Source organism: Snuella sedimenti, assembly GCF_016428595.1.
Classification (GTDB): domain Bacteria; phylum Bacteroidota; class Bacteroidia; order Flavobacteriales; family Flavobacteriaceae; genus Snuella; species Snuella sedimenti.
Map to the genome: position 1 here is coordinate 391,579 of NZ_JAELVQ010000001.1, position 17,445 is coordinate 409,023.

The following is a 17,445-nucleotide window of genomic DNA, read 5'->3' on the forward strand; positions in this document are numbered from 1 at the left end:
ACAATGGGAAAAGTAACAGGTTTTAAAGAATTCGAAAGACAAGATGAAGCGTACACGCCTGTAAAAGACCGTGTAAAACATTATAAAGAATTTACAGTACCTTTAAGTGATTCCGAAATCACAAAGCAAGGATCACGCTGTATGGACTGTGGCATCCCATTTTGTCATAGCGGTTGTCCTCTAGGGAATTTAATCCCAGATTTTAACCATATGGTACACCAAGGCGAATGGCAAAAAGCCTCTTGGATACTGCACTCAACAAACAATTTCCCGGAGTTTACAGGTCGTTTATGCCCAGCACCTTGTGAACAATCGTGTGTATTAGGAATTATAGAAGATCCGGTTTCTATTGAAAACATAGAAAAAAATATTGTTGAGCGCGCTTTTAAAGAGGGATGGATTAAACCACAACCTCCAAAAACAAGAACAGGGAAAACAATTGCCATTGTAGGCTCTGGACCAGCAGGCTTGGCAGCTGCACAACAACTAAATCGCGCAGGCCATACCGTTACTGTTTTTGAAAGAGATGATGAAATTGGCGGTTTGTTACGTTACGGAATCCCTAATTTTAAATTAGAAAAGGAAATCATAGACCGTCGTATTGCTATTTTAGAAGCTGAAGGCATTACTTTTAAAGTCAATGTGAACGTTGGTGTTAATTACGATGTAAAAGCATTAAAAGATTTTGATGCCGTTGTATTATGTGGTGGCGCTACCGAAAGAAGAAGCTTACCTACACCGGGAATTGATGCCGATGGCGTAGTACAGGCCATGGATTTCTTAACACAACAAACAAAAGTAGTATTCGGCAAGGAAGTTAAAGACCAAGTATTGGCAACCGACAAGGACGTTATTGTAATTGGTGGTGGTGACACTGGGTCTGACTGTATAGGTACTTCGAATCGCCAAGGCGCTAAATCGGTAACAAATTTTGAAATTATGCCAAAGCCTCCGGGACATCGGTCGCCAACAACGCCATGGCCTTTCTGGCCGCTACAACTTAAAACATCTTCTTCTCATCAAGAAGGTGTTGAAAGAAACTGGCTTATCAACACAAAAGAGTTTATAACAGATGCCAATGGAAAATTAACAGCCCTAAAAACTGTTAATGTGGAATGGAAAATGGTGCCAGGAGAGCGTCCACAACTAATTGAAATTGAAGGAACAGAAAAAACATGGCCATGCGACTTAGCGCTTCTTGCCTTAGGTTTTACAGGCCCTGAAAGCACTTTAGCCGATCAATTAGGCATAGAAAAAGATGCACGTTCTAACTACAAAGCTGAATATGGAAAATACCAAACGAATATCCCTAACATTTTTACCGCTGGTGATATGCGCAGAGGACAATCATTAATTGTTTGGGCTATTTCCGAAGGTCGCGAAGCTGCCAGGCAAGTTGACATTTATTTGATGGGTAAATCCGATTTACCTTCCAAAAACATGTCAGGAGATTTAGTTCCTTTATAATAATAGTTTTACCTCACCCCTTTTACATTGTAATGTTTAAGGGGTAAGGTTTAAAGGCTTTATAACTTCGTTCTCAAAAGTTAAATACATTTGAGCAAAACTTGCAAACAAAACAACCTCTAAAGTCATTACGTTTTATTTTTTTACATTTTTTAGAAATTATTTAACAGTTTCAAAAATCTTATATATTATATTTGCCTTTTTAAAAAATCTATGTATAAAAAATCAGTAGCAATATTTTTCACAGTAGTATTTATGGGGTTCATTGTAGCGCCGTCTATTATTATTGCTCTTGACGACTCTATCGATACATCTATTTTTTATTCGATGGCTGAAGAAGAAGAAAACGGCAAATCAAAAAAAGGAGAGTTAACGTTTTCTCTCGAAGCTAACGACTATAATACTTTTGACGATTCAAAAGACCAGCTTCATTTAGGGTATCGCTTTAAAAACTACCCTAAGCCACACCTCAATTTAATTTCTCCGCCTCCAGAACGCATCTAATTATTATTAATGTGAATCTTGTTTAAAAGCACATCATTTCGAGTGGAATTCCTCAAGGATTTTGCCCCGGGAAGTACTTTAACATAGTAAATTTTCATACCTACTATTTGTAGGTAGGTTTTTGATACATCAAATCATCAATTTGAACCTTTACTAACTAAATTTATTATACAAGATTTCCATTAATAGCACTTTTCAAGGCTTACATAAATTAGAATAGCCTAAGTAAATTATCAACTCATTTTAATTTAAAAAATTCAATACCAGCTATTGTATTAAATTACTGTGAATAGGAAATGTTATTTTTCTAAATTCTAGTCAAAAAACAACAAATATGTACGCTCGTATTTTGAAAAGAAAATATTGAACTGCGTCCTTTTCATAGTTATATTTACAATAAATGGTATAAAAACTTATTATAATTATGTTTAAAACCATTAAAAATGACTTACCTGCAAGTATAGTCGTATTTTTTGTTGCACTACCTTTATGTTTGGGTATCGCTTTAGCCAGTGGGGCGCCATTATTTTCAGGATTAATCGCTGGTATTATTGGAGGAATTATTGTTGGAGGTTTAAGTGGCTCCAAAATTGGTGTAAGTGGCCCTGCTGCTGGTTTGGCAGCAATCGTTCTAACCGCCATAGGTGCCCTGGGCGGTTATGAAAACTTTTTAGTTGCTGTAGTTTTAGGAGGTCTTATTCAGTTACTTTTTGGGGTCTTAAAAGCAGGTATTATAGGATACTACTTCCCTTCATCAGTAATTAAGGGGATGCTAACCGGTATAGGCGTCATCATTATTTTAAAACAAATTCCTCATTTCTTTGGTTACGATGCCAATCCTGAAGGTGATTTTGCATTTTTTCAAATAGATGGAGAGAATACATTTTCTGAAATTCTTAAAACCATAAACCATATAGCGCCTGGTTCTGCTCTAATAGGGTTGATAGGATTGGGTATTATTGTTTTATGGGATAAAGTACTTTCAAAAAAAGGAAAGATTTTTCAAATTATTCAAGGGCCTTTGGTTGCTGTTGCTCTGGGAATCATTTATTTTGCCACAACAAGTAGCCATGCAACACTTTCAATTTTACCTAAACATCTGGTAAGCGTACCAATTCCAGAAGATATGGCATCCTTCTTAGGTCAATTTAGTTTCCCGAACTTTGGAGCTATTACCAATCCAGACATTTGGGTTACTGCCTTTACTATTGCCTTGGTAGCTAGCCTTGAGACACTTTTATGTGTTGAAGCAACAGATAAAATTGATCCTGAAAAAAATGTCACTCCAACAAACAGAGAGTTATTGGCACAAGGAACAGGTAATGTTATATCAGGTTTAATAGGTGGTTTGCCAATTACACAAGTAATTGTAAGAAGCTCCGCCAATGTGCAATCTGGTGGTAGAAGCAAATTATCTACTATTCTGCACGGATGCTTTCTTTTAATTTCGGTTATTTTAATCCCGCGCTTACTAAATATGATTCCGCTGTCTGTTTTAGCTGCCATTTTATTGGTTGTAGGATACAAACTGGCTCAACCTTCACTATTCAAAAAAATGTTCCAATTAGGATGGAAGCAATGGGTACCTTTTACGGTAACAGTTGTTGGAATTGTGTTTACCGACTTATTAGTAGGTATTAGCTTAGGCCTTCTAGTTGGTGTTGTTGTAATATTGATAAAAAGTTACCAAAACTCACATTTCCTACATATTGAAGACAACAGTAACGGAAAGCACAAAATAAAAATGACCTTAGCCGAAGAAGTTACATTTTTTAACAAAGGAGCCATTCTAAAAGAATTGGATAGTTTACCACGAGATACCTTTTTGGAGCTGGATGTTACCAAAACCAGATACTTGGACAATGATATTATTGAAATTCTGGAAGACTTTGCCTTTAAAGCGAAAGAAAGGCACATTGATATTAAAATCATATCTGAACGTGGTATTGTAGAAAATCCAGAAAGTATTGTTGCGTTCTTTAAGTTACGACCAAAAGCAGCCTAATTTAATAGCATTATGAAATGCCTATTAATAAAAAGTTGCAAACCCAACCGAAATCAAAGATTCACGAACTCCTGTTTTCAAAATAAGAACACGTGAGTATCTGATAATTTAGGCATTACATCTGACAACTAAAAAACAATAAATATTAACAGATGAAACATAATAAGTATAAAATACTAGTGCTTTGCGATTTAAAAAGTACTACAAACACGATACTAAAAAGCGCTGTTAGTCTTGCCAAAATGATTAATGGTGACATAGAAATGCTATATGTTAAAAATGCTACAGAAATTGTTAAAAAAGACAATCAACTGTCGGCTATTAGAACCATTAACGGAACGTATATAACAATAGATAAGGAAATACAAAACTTAGTAAAATCTTTTACTGCTAACTACAATGTAAACATAAATTATACATTTAAGTTCGGTAATGTAAAAAATGAAATAGGTAAGTATATTAAGGAAAAACAACCCCATATAGTTGTTTTAGGGAAGCGAAAATCAATGCCCATTAATTTCATTGGCGACAATATTACAGAATACGTTTTAAAAAATCACAACAACGAAGTTATGATTGCGGCCGAAGAAAATACTTTAGAACCCAATAAGGAAATTTCACTAGGCGTACTCAATAATTTGGACAGCAAACTAAACATAACATTTGCAAAAGATTTATTGGAATGCACTCAAGAACCCTTAAGATCTTTTAAGACGTTAAATAAATTCGACGCGTTAAACAGATCGAATACATCTACAGATATGAAAACTGTAGAGTATGTATTTGAAAAAAGTGATAGCACAATAAAAACCCTATCCAAATATTTATCAAAAGGAAACGTAAATTTGTTATGTGTTGACCGCGGAGAAGAACATAGCCAAAAAGCAATGACAAAGGACATTAAAGAAGTGATAAACAAATTAAATGTCTCACTTTTATTAACTGGCAGACAAAGGCAAATTTCCTAAACATTAAAATTAAAGTAAGTAATAAATTAAATAATAAAATATTATGAAAGCACATACTAAAGAAACACAAGCAACTATGACTCCCGAAAAGTCATTACAGTTCTTAAAAGAAGGTAACCAAAGATTTCAAAATAACTTAAAAGCCAACCGTAACTTACTAGAACAAGTTAACGATACCAGCGAAGGACAATTCCCTTTTGCAACAATTTTAAGTTGTATAGATTCCAGAGTATCTGCCGAACTGGTTTTCGACCAAGGTCTAGGAGATATTTTTAGTGTTCGTATCGCTGGAAACTTTGTAAATGAAGATATTTTAGGAAGTATGGAGTTTGCCTGTAAACTAGCAGGAACCAAACTAATTGTTGTTTTGGGACATACTAGCTGTGGTGCCATAAAAGGTGCCTGTGACCATGCTAAATTGGGTAATTTAACAAAACTTATCGAAAAAATAACACCGGCAGTTAATGCCGTAACAGAACCAAAAGATCAGGAAAAAAGAACATCTAAAAATTTAGAGTTTGTTGATAACGTATCTCATATGAACGTTAAATTAACCATCGACAGAATACATCAAGAGAGCCCTATCCTTTCTGAAATGGAAAAGAATGGAGAGATCAAAATTATTGGAGCTATGTACGACATCAATTCAGGTGCAGTTACTTTCCACGAGTAAAATCCTTTACATGATAAAGAATATGAAAAAGAAAACAAGTATGGTAGTGTTAACTTTTATGTTAACACTACCTTTTTTTATAAATGCACAGGAAAGTAATTTAGGAAACTGGTTGGTTTACATTGGCAACAAAAAAATAAATGCTAAATGGAACATCCATAACGAAGTACAATATAGAAATTATGATGCTATAGGCGATTTAGAGCAACTTCTACTTAGAACAGGCTTAGGTTATACTTTTAACGATGGCAAACAAAATGCTTTATTAGGGTATGGCTATATTCTGTCTGAAAATTACTTAGGGGATACCGATGAAAAAATAACCGTTAATGAACACCGCATTTTTCAACAATTTACCTCAAAACAATCTATTGGAAGTGTCACTCTTAACCACCGCTATCGGTTCGAACAGCGTTTTGTTGAAAGCGATTTTAAAATGCGCTTTCGTTATTTTTTAGGGCTTAACATCCCTTTAAAAATTTCAGAAGCAAATAACAAAACGTATATCTCTGCTTACAACGAAATTTTCTTAAATACCAAAACATCCATTTTTGATCGAAATAGACTTTATGGCGGTTTAGGTTATAAATTTAGTAAGAACTTTAAATTAGAATTAGGCTATATGAATCAATTTTTTGAAACATCTGGTCGAGACCAAATTAACATTATAACATTTGTGAACTTTTAAAATGTTATTACAATAGCTAAAATTACATCGCAACTTTATATAAATAATAACCTTAAACCAATAGTAAAATAACTTACCCTTTTATAAGGCATCTCTTAATTTTGTTTTTTGTAAATTAAACCTCGAAAAGTTAAAGAACAATCATTACTATGAAAAATTTTCTATCAAACATTAAAGGGGATGCCTTTGGAGGGATTACCGCAGGTATTGTAGCCTTACCTTTAGCTTTAGCCTTTGGAGTTTCTTCAGGTTTAGGTCCGAGTGCTGGTTTATATGGCGCCATTTTTTTAAGCTTTTTTGCCGCACTATTTGGTGGTACAAACACTCAAATTTCTGGTCCTACTGCTCCTATGACTGCAGTAAGCATGGTGATAATCGCTGGTATTATTGCAGCCAATGATGGTGATGTTAACAAAGCGCTTCCTGCAATTCTAACCGTTTTCCTTTTGTCCGGACTTTTTCAAATTGGTTTGGGTGTTTTAGGCTTAGGAAAATATATAAAATACATTCCTTACCCCGTTGTTTCTGGTTTTATGACAGCTATCGGGGTAATTATACTAATAACCCAAATACTACCTTCCCTAGGTTATTATCCAAAAGAAGATCTTGAATTTGTAGATCAATATAAAGCCAATGCCCAAGAAATAATCCTTGAAAATATTTTAAAAGAAGAAGCAGGTGAAGGCATTCTGGTTTTGGAAAACTTCAAGGAAACGGTAAGTCGAGCCGAGCACATTACCCAGGACGATATTTTAAAAGAATCCAAAACATTGGCAGCCAATGAAGCTTCTGGTGTTTTAGGAACGATAAAAGTACTACCAAGAGCATTAATGAATGTTAATTGGATAGAGCTCATCTTGGCCTTAAGTACAATTTTCATTATTTATGGTTTTAAGCGTATTACAACAGCCATACCAAGTGCACTCGTTGCATTGGTTGTTGTTTCTGGAGTCGCTTTTGGATTTGGATTGGACTACAGACCCATAGAAGAAATCCCATCGGGCTTGCCAATTCCTAATCTTGAAATCATAACGGGTTTTAGCCTTCAAAGTATTACACCTTATATTTTTACGGCCTTGTCCTTGTCACTACTAGGAGCAATCGATTCGTTGCTTACCAGTGTAGTTGCAGATAATATGACAAAAACCAAACACAAGCCCAACAAAGAGTTAATTGGCCAAGGTATTGGTAACAGTATAAGTGCTTTTTTTGGCGGTATCCCCGGAGCTGGTGCAACCATTAGAACCGTTGTAAACATTAATGCTGGTGGCAAAACAAAACTTTCGGGAATGATTGCCGGTTTAATGCTACTTTTTATTTTACTCGCATTAGGTCCCGTTGCTTCCAAAATCCCTGCAGCTGTATTAGCAGGCATTTTAATAACTGTTGGCATTGGTGTTATGGATTACAAAGGCCTAAAAGCCATACCAAGTTTACCGAGGGACATAAAAGTAGGCCCCGTAACATTAAGCTCAGAAGTATTAATAATGCTTGTCGTGTTATTTTTGTCTACCTTCTGGAATTTGGTTTATGCCGTAGGTATTGGATTGGTAATAGCATCCCTAATGTTCATGAAAAAAATTGGTGACCTGACTGCCGAGCGTTCCGATGTAAAACCACTTAAAGAAGAAGCTTGGGAAGATGAAATAAACTTCCCCGATCGTTTAAAAAGTAAAGTCTTTATAAAACACATTAAAGGGCCCTTATTTTTTGGATCGACTAGCGATTTTCAGCAACTCGCCAAGCAAATTCCCAATACAGCATCCACTGTAGTTATTAGGATGGGACGCATGCAATATATGGATCAATCTGGTTTGTATGCTATGGAAGATGTTTTGGTCGATTTAAAAAAGGATGGTATTTCAGTTTTATTGGTTGGCTTATTAAGACAACCCAAGTATATGATGGAACGTATTGATATCATACCCGACCTTATCCCCAGAGAACATTTATTTGACAACTTTAAGTCTTGTATGACTTGGATTAAAGCCAACGTTAACGGTAAAGAAGAAAAGATTTAACAATTGTAATGATATAAGGGCATCTAAAAAAGCTATTTTTCCTGATTGATTTCTTTTTAGATGCCCTTATTATGCTTTCATAAATGCTTCAGCTTTTTCAACCATGTTTTTACTACCACAGATAAAAGGAACGCGTTGGTGTAGTTCTGTTGGTTGAATATCCAAAATTCTGGTAAACCCATCACTGGCTTTACCATTAGCTTGTTCAGCTAAAAACGCCATTGGATTGCACTCATATAACAAACGCAACTTGCCATTAGGATTCTTCGAACTTTGTGGATATATATATATCCCTCCTTTTATCATATTCCTATGAAAATCGGACACCAAGGAACCAATGTACCTAGAGGTGTAAGGCCTGTCTTCCGCTTCCTCTTGACAATACTTAATGTAACTTTTTACGCCTTGCGGAAAGTGACTGTAATTCCCTTCATTAATGGAATATATATTACCATCCAGTGGGAATTTCATATTTGGATGTGACAGATAAAAAGAACCTATCGCCGGATTTAAAGTAAACCCATTAACTCCAGCTCCTGTAGTATACACCAACATAGTCGATGTGCCATAAATAATATAACCTGCTGCCACTTGCTGGCTTCCCTTTTGTAAAAAATCCTTAAGTGTTACAGGCGTACCCACAGGCGTAATACGCCTATAAACAGAAAAAATAGTGCCAACAGAAACATTTACATCAATATTAGAAGACCCATCTAAAGGATCAATTAAAACCACATATTTATTTTGATGATTCTCATCTTGACTATTGATAGCTATAAAATCATCTTCCTCTTCACTTGCAATACCACAAACAATATTTCGTTTAGTCAAGGTTTGTATAAATTTTTCATTTGCGTAAACATCTAGTTTTTGTTGGTCTTCACCTTGTATATTTGTATCCCCAACGGCTCCTATGATATCTACCAACCCAGCCTTATTCACTTCATGATTAACAACTTTTGCTGCCAATCTAATAGAATTGATAAGCCTGGACAACTCTCCTGAAGAATACTTAAAAGCTGTTTGATTTTCTATGATAAACTCCCCCAAGGTTTGTATTTTATGAGACATAATTAAAGATTTTGTTTGTGCAAATATCTATTAAATTTAAAACAACTACAACGTTTTCGTAAAAGATTAATCCAAGAAATATGCAACTTTAAACTATATTTGAAGGCATTATAAATGATTATGGATTTTACGATAAGACACGCCAAAAAGGACGATATGCCACAAGTGCTTGAATTGATTAAAGCACTGGCTAAATTTGAAAAGGAAGAAGATGCTGTTGAAGTTACCGTAACAGATTTACAAACAGATGGTTTTGGTAAAAAACCGGCATTTCTTTGCTTTGTAGCCGAAGTGAACAATAAAGTAGAAGGTGCTGCAATTGTATTCCACCGCTTTTCGACCTGGAAAGGAAAAATAATACACTTAGAGGATTTAATCGTTAGCGAGCCTATGCGTGGTTTGGGATTAGGAACTGCGCTTTTAGACGAAGTCATTCGCTATGGGTATGGCTTAGGTGTTAAACGTATTAGCTGGGAAGTACTTGACTGGAACGATCCAGCCATTGCTTTATACGAGAAAAAGGGCGCACGCGTTTTAAGGGATTGGGACGTTGTACATCTGGACGAACAAGGTATTAAAGCATATATAACCAACTTATAATATGCAGGTATTTAAATTTGGCGGTGCATCTATTAAAGATGCCGAAGGTGTAAAAAACCTAGTGAAAATCTTGCAAAAAACAGGGTCACAAAACACACTGATCATTATTTCTGCAATGGGCAAAACTACTAACGCTTTAGAAAAAGTAGTCGGCAATTATTTTAATAATAAAACCGAATTACAAAGTACCCTACAAGATGTAAAAAAATACCATAATGCCATTTTACTGGACTTGTTCGACAATGAAAACCATGGGGTCTTTAAGAAAGTGGTTGCCTTTTTTGACGAACTAAGTAATTTTTTAAGAACCAATAAGTCTCCTGATTATAATTTTGTATACGACCAAATTATTGGCTATGGCGAACTGATTTCAACGTCAATCGTAAGCGAGTATTTAGACTCCATTGGTTTAAAAAATAACTGGGTGGATGTTCGTGAGCATATAAAAACCGATAATTATTACCGTCGTGCCAATGTAAATTGGGACACGACCCAACGCTTAATTACTTCAAGCTTTAATCCAAACGTGCTCAATATCACCCAAGGTTTCTTGGGCAGTGACGCCAACAACTTTACAACAACACTTGGGCGAGAAGGCAGCGATTATACAGCAGCCATTTATGCATATTGCCTAAATGCCAACGGTGTTACTATTTGGAAAGATGTTCCAGGTGTTTTAAATGCCGACCCCCGGTATTTTGAAAATGCCCAGCTACTTCACAATATTTCCTATCGCGAAGCTATTGAACTGGCTTTTTACGGAGCTTCGGTTATACACCCAAAAACCTTACAGCCGCTACAACGCAAAGAAATCCCTCTGTATGTAAAGTCGTTTTTAACACCCGAAACCCCTGGTACAAAAATAGGAAGGGATGTGGTTTTAAACCCAATGGTTCCATGCTTTATTGTTAAGAAAAAACAAATACTTATTTCTCTATCTTCACTGGATTTTTCATACATTGTTGAGGAAAACATAAGTGAAATATTCAGTTTATTGCACCTTTATAAAATGAAAGTAGATGTTATCCAAAATTCTGCAATTAGCTTTTCGGTTTGTATTGATGACATTTATAAAAACCTAGAAGGTCTGTTACAACAGTTAAAAGCTAAATTTAAAATAACATGCAACACAGATGTATCGCTGTACACTATTAGGCACTATAACGAAAACGTTATCAATCAAATAGAATCTGGTAAAACAGTACTTTTAAAACAATTAACACAAGAAACCATTCAAATAGTAACTAAATAAACAATTTAGTACTTTTACACTCATGACCAAGCAACAAAATACGGGACTGGTAACAGCAAAAGAAGTTGCCAGAGCAATAAATGTAGACAAATACGGATTTATAGGCACCTTTATTGGTTGGTTGCTAATGAAACTCCTTAAGATATCTACATTAAACAAAATATATAACAGAAATAAACACCTTAACGAAGTTCCCTTCTTAGATGCCATTCTAGATGATTTTAAAATAAAATTTGAAATTCCAGATGAAGATTTAAAACGCCTCCCAAAGGATGGCGCTTATATTACCGTATCTAATCACCCTCTTGGTGGGATTGATGGTATCCTGCTTTTAAAATTAATGTTGGAACAACGCCAAGATTTTAAAATTATCGCAAATTTCCTTTTGCACCGCATCGAACCCATGAAACCTTATATTATGCCGGTGAATCCGTTTGAGGACAGAAAAGATGTAAAGTCGAGCATTGCTGGGTTTAAAAATGCTATTTTACATTTAAGAGAAGGTCATCCACTTGGTATATTCCCTGCCGGAGAAGTATCGACCTACAGGGACGGTAAACTGGTTGTGGACAGACCTTGGGAAGAAGCGGCCATGAAACTTGTAAAAAAAGCAGAAGTTCCTGTTGTTCCTATTTATTTTCATGCAAAAAACAGCAAACTGTTTTATAAACTTTCTAAAATTAGTGACACCCTTAGAACGGCCAAATTACCATCGGAACTATTAACACAAAAACGACGTGTTATTAGGGTTAGGATAGGCAAACCCATTTCGGTTGCCGACCAGCAAGAATACAGTAGCCTTGATGAATTCTCGGAATTTTTACGTCGAAAAACATATATGTTATCCAACTCTTTTGAAGACAAGCCTAAAATATTAGATAACATTTCATCAACGCTAAAGACAAATAAAATCCCTAAACGCATTGTCACGCCAGTTGCTACCGAGTTAATGGAGCAAGAAGTGGAACTCTTAAGGGAAGCTGATGCCCGTTTATTGCAAAGTAAAAACTATGAGGTATTTTTAGCACAAGCACAAAACATTCCTAATATTTTACGAGAATTAGGCCGTTTACGGGAAATCACTTTTAGAGAGGTTGGAGAAGGCACCAATGAAGCAATTGATTTGGACAACTTTGACACTTACTACCACCATATGTTCCTTTGGGACAATGACAGAAAGTTAATTGCTGGTGCTTATAGAATGGGGCTAGGATCCAAAATTTTTGAACGTTTTGGCATTAACGGCTTTTATCTTCAGGATCTTTTTCGTTTCGAACCGGAATTATACAAAATGATGAGTGCATCTATCGAAATGGGAAGAGCCTTTATAATAAAGGAATACCAACAAAAGCCCATGCCTTTATTTTTACTATGGAAAGGCATAGTGCACACTACATTGCGTTATCCCGAACATAAGTTCTTAATAGGCGGCGTAAGTATTAGCAATCAATTTTCAAATTTCTCGAAATCCTTGATGATCGAGTTTATGAAATCACATTATTACGACCCGTACATAGCGCAATACGTACATCCCAAAAAAGAGTTTAAAGTTAAGTTGAAGGATGCCGATAAAGACTTTGTATTTGATGAAACCAAAGCCGATCTAAATAAATTTGACAAATTTATCGATGAAGTCGAACCCGGTGCTTTACGCTTGCCGGTATTACTTAAAAAGTATATCAAACAAAATGCCCGTTTGGTAGCATTTAACGTCGACCCACTATTCAATAATGCCGTAGACGGCCTCATGTACATTAAAATTGCCGACTTACCCGAAAGCACTGTACGCCCCGTTATGGAAGAATTCCAAGCAGAATTGGAGCGTAAGTTTATGGAAAATAATGGGAGTTAAAAGTAGGTTTTTACAAATGCCTTAAAATACTCTTTTATCTCTTCACGCGCCTTTAAAAAAGCGGTATGCCTTTCTTCTTCTGTTCCCTCAACTTTTGAAGGATCAAAAAAATTGTGATGCAATCGCAATGCATTTTTACTGGGAATATAAGGGCAATTTTCGTTGGCATGATCGCAAACGGTTATAATATAGTCGAAATTAACATCGGCATATTCATCTACGTGATTCGATGTGTGGTGATCGATACTAATTCCATCTTCTTTCATAATGGCTAATGCCCCAGGATTTAATCCATGGGTTTCTATCCCTGCACTGTAAACAGTTGCTTCACTATTGCTCAAAAAGTGGTTTAAATACCCGTGGGCCATCTGACTTCTACAGGAATTCCCCGTACACAATACTAAAATATTTTTCATTTAATTTCTTTTATTTTAATGCTAGAATTAGGTCTTGATTAGTTCAACCTAAAATTTTTATTTTAACGTGAGTTTCGACGTAATACAACCGATATTCAAAAACCTATTTTCGATACTATTCCTCTTCTCTAATTGACAGTTTTTGAATGAAAACCATGTCAGACTGAGTGGAATTTCGAAGGGATTTTGTATCGAATTCACATTATTTTATTACTTCACTTCGTCTTTCCAAAAGTTGGTTATCGTACCACCTTCCCTTTAACTTTCCTATTCTTTCCCGTGCACCAACAATTCTAAATCCGCATTTCAAATGCAAATTAATACTGGCATTATTTTCTGAAAAAATATTGGCTTGTAAGGTCCAAATACCGTTCGCTTCACTTTCTCTTATTAGATGCTTTAATAAGCGCTCTCCAACATGTTTACCCTTAAACGCTTCGGATACGTATACGCTTACCTCAGCAACGCCATTGTAGACAGCTCTTTTTGAAACTGCAGCCAAAGCAGCAAACCCAATAACAGTACCATTTAAGACTGCTACTAACCTACTATGTAAAAGATACTTACTGTTCCATTGTTCCCAGGTTGGGCATTCGGTTTCAAACGTTGCAATTCCAGTAGCAATGCCTTGGCTATATATCTTTGAAACCGAATACCAATCGCTCTTATCCAATGGACGTAACCTTATAGCCTTCACGGCCTAGCAACAATTACCTCCTGGCTCACAACATGGTTGTTCATCTGCCATTGCTAATTCGGTCTCTTGTACACCACAGGTCGCTTTGGCCTTACAATCCGTTTTTTCGACGGCTAATTTAACTATTAAATTGTTTCCCTGTATTTCGAAATCGTTAACAAATAATTGAGCAGTATGGAAAGATGCATTACTATATTCAAATTTAACTTCTGCCTCTAACACATACGGTTTCATCTTCCCTACTTTATTGAGAATCCCTAATGCTTTATACACAGACATGTATTCCGTTTTTCCTAACTCATTTGGACTTTCCCACAACTGTACAATGGTTTCTTTCCATGCATCGGTTTGCGAACCGCAATCAACAGCATCAATACTAACGTGCTTTACTTCCGTAATATGGTAATTTGCCCCAACAAATAAACCCGGTGCGTATTCAAATAACAAGGCTTTACCCTTATTTTGTTCTAATACTTTAAATAACTCTTGTGTTTTCATGTGTTACTGTTTTATTTTTTGTTTAACAACAATTTGATTTCGTTTTATTAAAAAAATTGTTTAGCTGATTTTGTATTGTTTCCCAGCGCTCAACATTAATACAATAACACATTTTTTTTCCTTCAATTTCACCATTTAGCAACCCAATACTTTTAAGTTCTTTTAAATGCTGCGAGATAGTTGCTTGTGCCAGACCAATCTCTTCTACCAAGTCATTACAGATACATGCATTTTGATTACTTACATATTGCAGAATGGCTACACGCGCAGGATGTCCCAATACTTTAAAGAATTGAGCCAGATCGTTTTGCTCCTCATTGAATATTTGTGTTTTTGTAATTCCCATTGTAACATTATTTTAATATTGCAATATTACGATATTAAAATTTAATAAAAAAGTCAAAAACCATTTTTTTGACTTTTTATACCAATTCGATTTTAAATTTGCTCAATAGAAAATGATGGATTTTTGCGCTAGACGAAAAAGAAAAATCAGGCATAGCCATAGCTACGGTTTATTTTTGTGATGATGTATAGCGTAAAAAGGCGTATTTTATGTGTGTAAGTTTAAAGTTGAAATGGTATTGCTGTATTTAGAATTAAAACCAGCCTTTTTTTCCTACTTGATAGGTATTATAAAACTCTTCATCCGACTTGGTTAAGTATATAATACCTTCAATAAATGGAATAATTCCAGCAATACCACAAGTAACTATAGAAGCTATAAGCTGTATGATGCCTTCTTTGGTATATCCCAAAATGAACTTATGAATTCCTAACGAACCTATTAAAATGGCAACAATACCGCATACCAATTTTTTATTTTCACTCTCAAACGTTTCTTTAGCTCCCTCTGCAAACTCATTGGCAGATTCTTTTGCTTCATTAGCAAATTCTTTGGCCTTTTCTTTAGCTTCTTCTGCAAACTCACCTGCCTTATCAGCAGCTTTTTTTGCTCCTTCTTTAGCATCACCTAACATATCGTTAAGGTCATCACTTAAATTTTTTTCGTCAGACATTGATTTTATATTTATTGGTTAAGAGTTATAAAGGTAAGAAAAAATTGCATTGTTTTAAGTTTATCTGAATAGCATAATAAGTCCACCTATAGCGGTCACTATTAGTATAAATCGCCTGTAGTTTACATTAGAAATCAACTTAACAATTGATGCACCTACAAAAAAACCAATTACAACAGAAGGCACCAAAACCGAGTTTAAAACCAATGTTTCTACATTAACGGTTTTCCAAATAAAAATATGGAAAGGTAATTTAAACACGTTAACAATAAAAAATAACCAAGCCACTGTACCTATAAATTCATTTTTAGGAAAGCGAACCGCTAAAAAATAAATATTGGCTATAGGACCGGCCAAATTCCCTATCATGGTCGCAAAACCGGCTAAAAAACCCATGCTACCAGAAAACAGTTTACTTTTCGGTATGCTAGTAGACTTTTGGTTTTCGTTATAAAACATGACACCTACCGAAAGTACAATAATAACAGCCATAATGCGCTTAAAGAGCAATTCTGAAATATCATTACCTATCCAAACACCAACGAGTACACCTATAACCATCCAAGGCAACAACTTGAATATATAGCGCCACTGCGCATGCCTGTTATAATATACAACTGCCAAAATATCGGCTACAACTAACAAAGGAAGCAGGATTCCGGTAGAGGCTTTTTCACCAAAAACAAAAGCAAGTACCAAAATAATTATAATGCCAATCCCTTTTATTCCAGATTTTGAGACACCTAGCACAAAAGCGGCCAAACAGATAGCCACCCATTGAAACGTAGATAAATGAAAAGAATGGAGTATGTTTAAAAAGTCCACAGAAATAATTTAGGTTCGTAAAGTAAAACTAAAGATTAGTAGCATCTGCAGGTGGCTCCCATAACTCAATTTTATTACCTTCGGGATCAAGAATCCAACCAAATTTCCCATATTCGTATTCTTCGACGTCTCCAACAATAGTTACACCTTCTTCTTTTAACACTTTTAATAATTCGTGTAAATTCTCAACGCGATAATTAAACATAAAATCCTTTTTTGAAGGCTCATAATAGCTAGTATCTTCTGGAAACGGACTCCATTGTGTGGCAGCATCGTTACCATCATTATCCTTCCACCTAAAAAGGCACCCATAATCATCTGTATTAAATCCTAAATGTGCTTTATACCACGCTTTAATTGCTTTGGGGTCTTTGCTCTTAAAAAACACACCTCCTATTCCTGTTACTCGCTTATTCATTTTACTTTTTTTTAATTGCTGCTTCATAAATATTAATCCAATCGCCTACAGTCATTTTAGCACATAACTCACCCACTAATTCATACGGAATGGCATCCATTTTCTTAAAACGAATACAACTTTTACCCATATCCAATTTGAAACGGCATTGTTCGCTATAGGCTGTTTTAAACCATTCTAAAAGTGCCTTATTTGCGTACATTCCCATATGATAAAGGGCTATATAGTGTTTCTGGGATGCTAAATTGATAAAGGGTAATGGCTGCTTTTTATCGCAATGGTAACCGTTTGGATATATTGAATGTGGCACATAAAATCCAATCATACCATAATTAATGCCTTCTTCAAAGCCTTCTGGTAAACTTTCTTTGATGATTTGACGCAATCTCACTACCGGTTCTTTTCTGTCTTCTGGCAACTGTTTTATATAATCATCGGGCGTATGGGCTTCATATTGCATAACCAGCACTT

At 35.4% G+C, this 17,445-nt stretch carries 19 protein-coding genes; 10 read left to right on the forward strand and 9 right to left on the reverse strand.

Annotated features, from left to right (window positions below; all coding sequences use genetic code 11):
* Positions 1-3 precede the first annotated feature (3 nt).
* The 7 genes from JF259_RS01600 to JF259_RS01630 all read left to right on the forward strand — a co-directional run bounded on the left by JF259_RS01600 (position 4) and on the right by JF259_RS01630 (position 8,326).
* Positions 4-1,467 (forward strand): glutamate synthase subunit beta, encoded by a 1,464-nt coding sequence (locus tag JF259_RS01600; protein WP_199112528.1) that lies wholly within the window; start codon positions 4-6, stop codon positions 1,465-1,467.
* Positions 1,468-1,680: 213 nt separating this feature from the next.
* The gene (locus tag JF259_RS01605) at positions 1,681-1,971 is read left to right on the forward strand and encodes a hypothetical protein (protein WP_199112530.1); all 291 of its coding nucleotides are present in this window, start codon (positions 1,681-1,683) and stop codon (positions 1,969-1,971) included.
* Between the two features lie 424 nt (positions 1,972-2,395).
* The gene (locus JF259_RS01610; RefSeq protein WP_199112532.1) at positions 2,396-3,976 is read left to right on the forward strand and encodes a SulP family inorganic anion transporter; all 1,581 of its coding nucleotides are present in this window, start codon (positions 2,396-2,398) and stop codon (positions 3,974-3,976) included.
* Between the two features lie 152 nt (positions 3,977-4,128).
* Positions 4,129-4,944: a universal stress protein gene (locus JF259_RS01615; protein WP_199112534.1), complete on the forward strand. Its 816-nt coding sequence runs from the start codon at positions 4,129-4,131 to the stop codon at positions 4,942-4,944.
* Positions 4,945-4,987: 43 nt separating this feature from the next.
* Positions 4,988-5,617 (forward strand): carbonic anhydrase family protein, encoded by a 630-nt coding sequence (locus JF259_RS01620; RefSeq protein ID WP_199112537.1) that lies wholly within the window; start codon positions 4,988-4,990, stop codon positions 5,615-5,617.
* Between the two features lie 22 nt (positions 5,618-5,639).
* Positions 5,640-6,305 carry a DUF2490 domain-containing protein gene (locus JF259_RS01625; protein ID WP_199112539.1) on the forward strand — a complete coding sequence of 222 codons (666 nt, stop codon included), beginning with the start codon at positions 5,640-5,642 and terminating at the stop codon, positions 6,303-6,305.
* A 149-nt stretch (positions 6,306-6,454) separates the two neighbouring features.
* Positions 6,455-8,326, forward strand: coding sequence for a SulP family inorganic anion transporter (locus JF259_RS01630; RefSeq protein ID WP_199112541.1), 1,872 nt, complete (start codon positions 6,455-6,457; stop codon positions 8,324-8,326).
* Between the two features lie 69 nt (positions 8,327-8,395).
* Here JF259_RS01630 and fbp read toward each other — a convergent pair whose 3' ends face one another.
* Positions 8,396-9,397 carry a class 1 fructose-bisphosphatase gene (fbp, locus tag JF259_RS01635; protein ID WP_199112543.1) on the reverse strand — a complete coding sequence of 334 codons (1,002 nt, stop codon included), beginning with the start codon at positions 9,395-9,397 and terminating at the stop codon, positions 8,396-8,398.
* Positions 9,398-9,517: 120 nt separating this feature from the next.
* Between fbp and JF259_RS01640 the strand changes: the two genes are divergently transcribed.
* From JF259_RS01640 to JF259_RS01650, 3 genes are read left to right on the forward strand one after another with little or no spacing between them, the layout of a single operon-like run.
* Positions 9,518-9,997 (forward strand): GNAT family N-acetyltransferase, encoded by a 480-nt coding sequence (locus tag JF259_RS01640; protein WP_199112545.1) that lies wholly within the window; start codon positions 9,518-9,520, stop codon positions 9,995-9,997.
* 1 nt (position 9,998) lies between these two features.
* Positions 9,999-11,249, forward strand: a complete 1,251-nt coding sequence (locus JF259_RS01645) for an aspartate kinase (RefSeq protein ID WP_199112547.1) — start codon at positions 9,999-10,001, stop codon at positions 11,247-11,249.
* A 22-nt stretch (positions 11,250-11,271) separates the two neighbouring features.
* A complete protein-coding gene (locus JF259_RS01650) occupies positions 11,272-13,101 on the forward strand; it encodes a GNAT family N-acyltransferase (RefSeq protein ID WP_199112549.1) in 1,830 nt (609 codons plus the stop codon).
* Here the strand turns inward: JF259_RS01650 and JF259_RS01655 are convergent.
* From JF259_RS01655 to JF259_RS01690, 8 genes are all read right to left on the reverse strand, one after another.
* Complete coding sequence (locus tag JF259_RS01655) at positions 13,098-13,517, reverse strand: arsenate reductase ArsC (protein ID WP_199112551.1); 420 nt, start codon at positions 13,515-13,517, stop codon at positions 13,098-13,100. The genes JF259_RS01650 and JF259_RS01655 overlap by 4 nt on opposite strands.
* A 202-nt stretch (positions 13,518-13,719) precedes the next feature.
* Positions 13,720-14,214, reverse strand: a complete 495-nt coding sequence (locus JF259_RS01660) for a GNAT family N-acetyltransferase (protein ID WP_317192049.1) — start codon at positions 14,212-14,214, stop codon at positions 13,720-13,722.
* Between the two features lie 3 nt (positions 14,215-14,217).
* Positions 14,218-14,712, reverse strand: a complete 495-nt coding sequence (locus tag JF259_RS01665; protein WP_199112553.1) for a DUF6428 family protein — start codon at positions 14,710-14,712, stop codon at positions 14,218-14,220.
* A gap of 22 nt (positions 14,713-14,734) precedes the next feature.
* Complete coding sequence (locus JF259_RS01670) at positions 14,735-15,058, reverse strand: ArsR/SmtB family transcription factor (RefSeq protein ID WP_199112555.1); 324 nt, start codon at positions 15,056-15,058, stop codon at positions 14,735-14,737.
* 253 nt (positions 15,059-15,311) lie between these two features.
* Positions 15,312-15,731: a TM2 domain-containing protein gene (locus tag JF259_RS01675; protein ID WP_199112557.1), complete on the reverse strand. Its 420-nt coding sequence runs from the start codon at positions 15,729-15,731 to the stop codon at positions 15,312-15,314.
* 60 nt (positions 15,732-15,791) lie between these two features.
* Positions 15,792-16,556 (reverse strand): sulfite exporter TauE/SafE family protein, encoded by a 765-nt coding sequence (locus tag JF259_RS01680; protein ID WP_199112559.1) that lies wholly within the window; start codon positions 16,554-16,556, stop codon positions 15,792-15,794.
* Positions 16,557-16,584: 28 nt separating this feature from the next.
* Positions 16,585-16,974 carry a VOC family protein gene (locus JF259_RS01685; RefSeq protein WP_199112561.1) on the reverse strand — a complete coding sequence of 130 codons (390 nt, stop codon included), beginning with the start codon at positions 16,972-16,974 and terminating at the stop codon, positions 16,585-16,587.
* Position 16,975: 1 nt separating this feature from the next.
* The gene (locus JF259_RS01690; RefSeq protein WP_199112563.1) at positions 16,976-17,434 is read right to left on the reverse strand and encodes a DUF1801 domain-containing protein; all 459 of its coding nucleotides are present in this window, start codon (positions 17,432-17,434) and stop codon (positions 16,976-16,978) included.
* Positions 17,435-17,445: the final 11 nt, after the last annotated feature.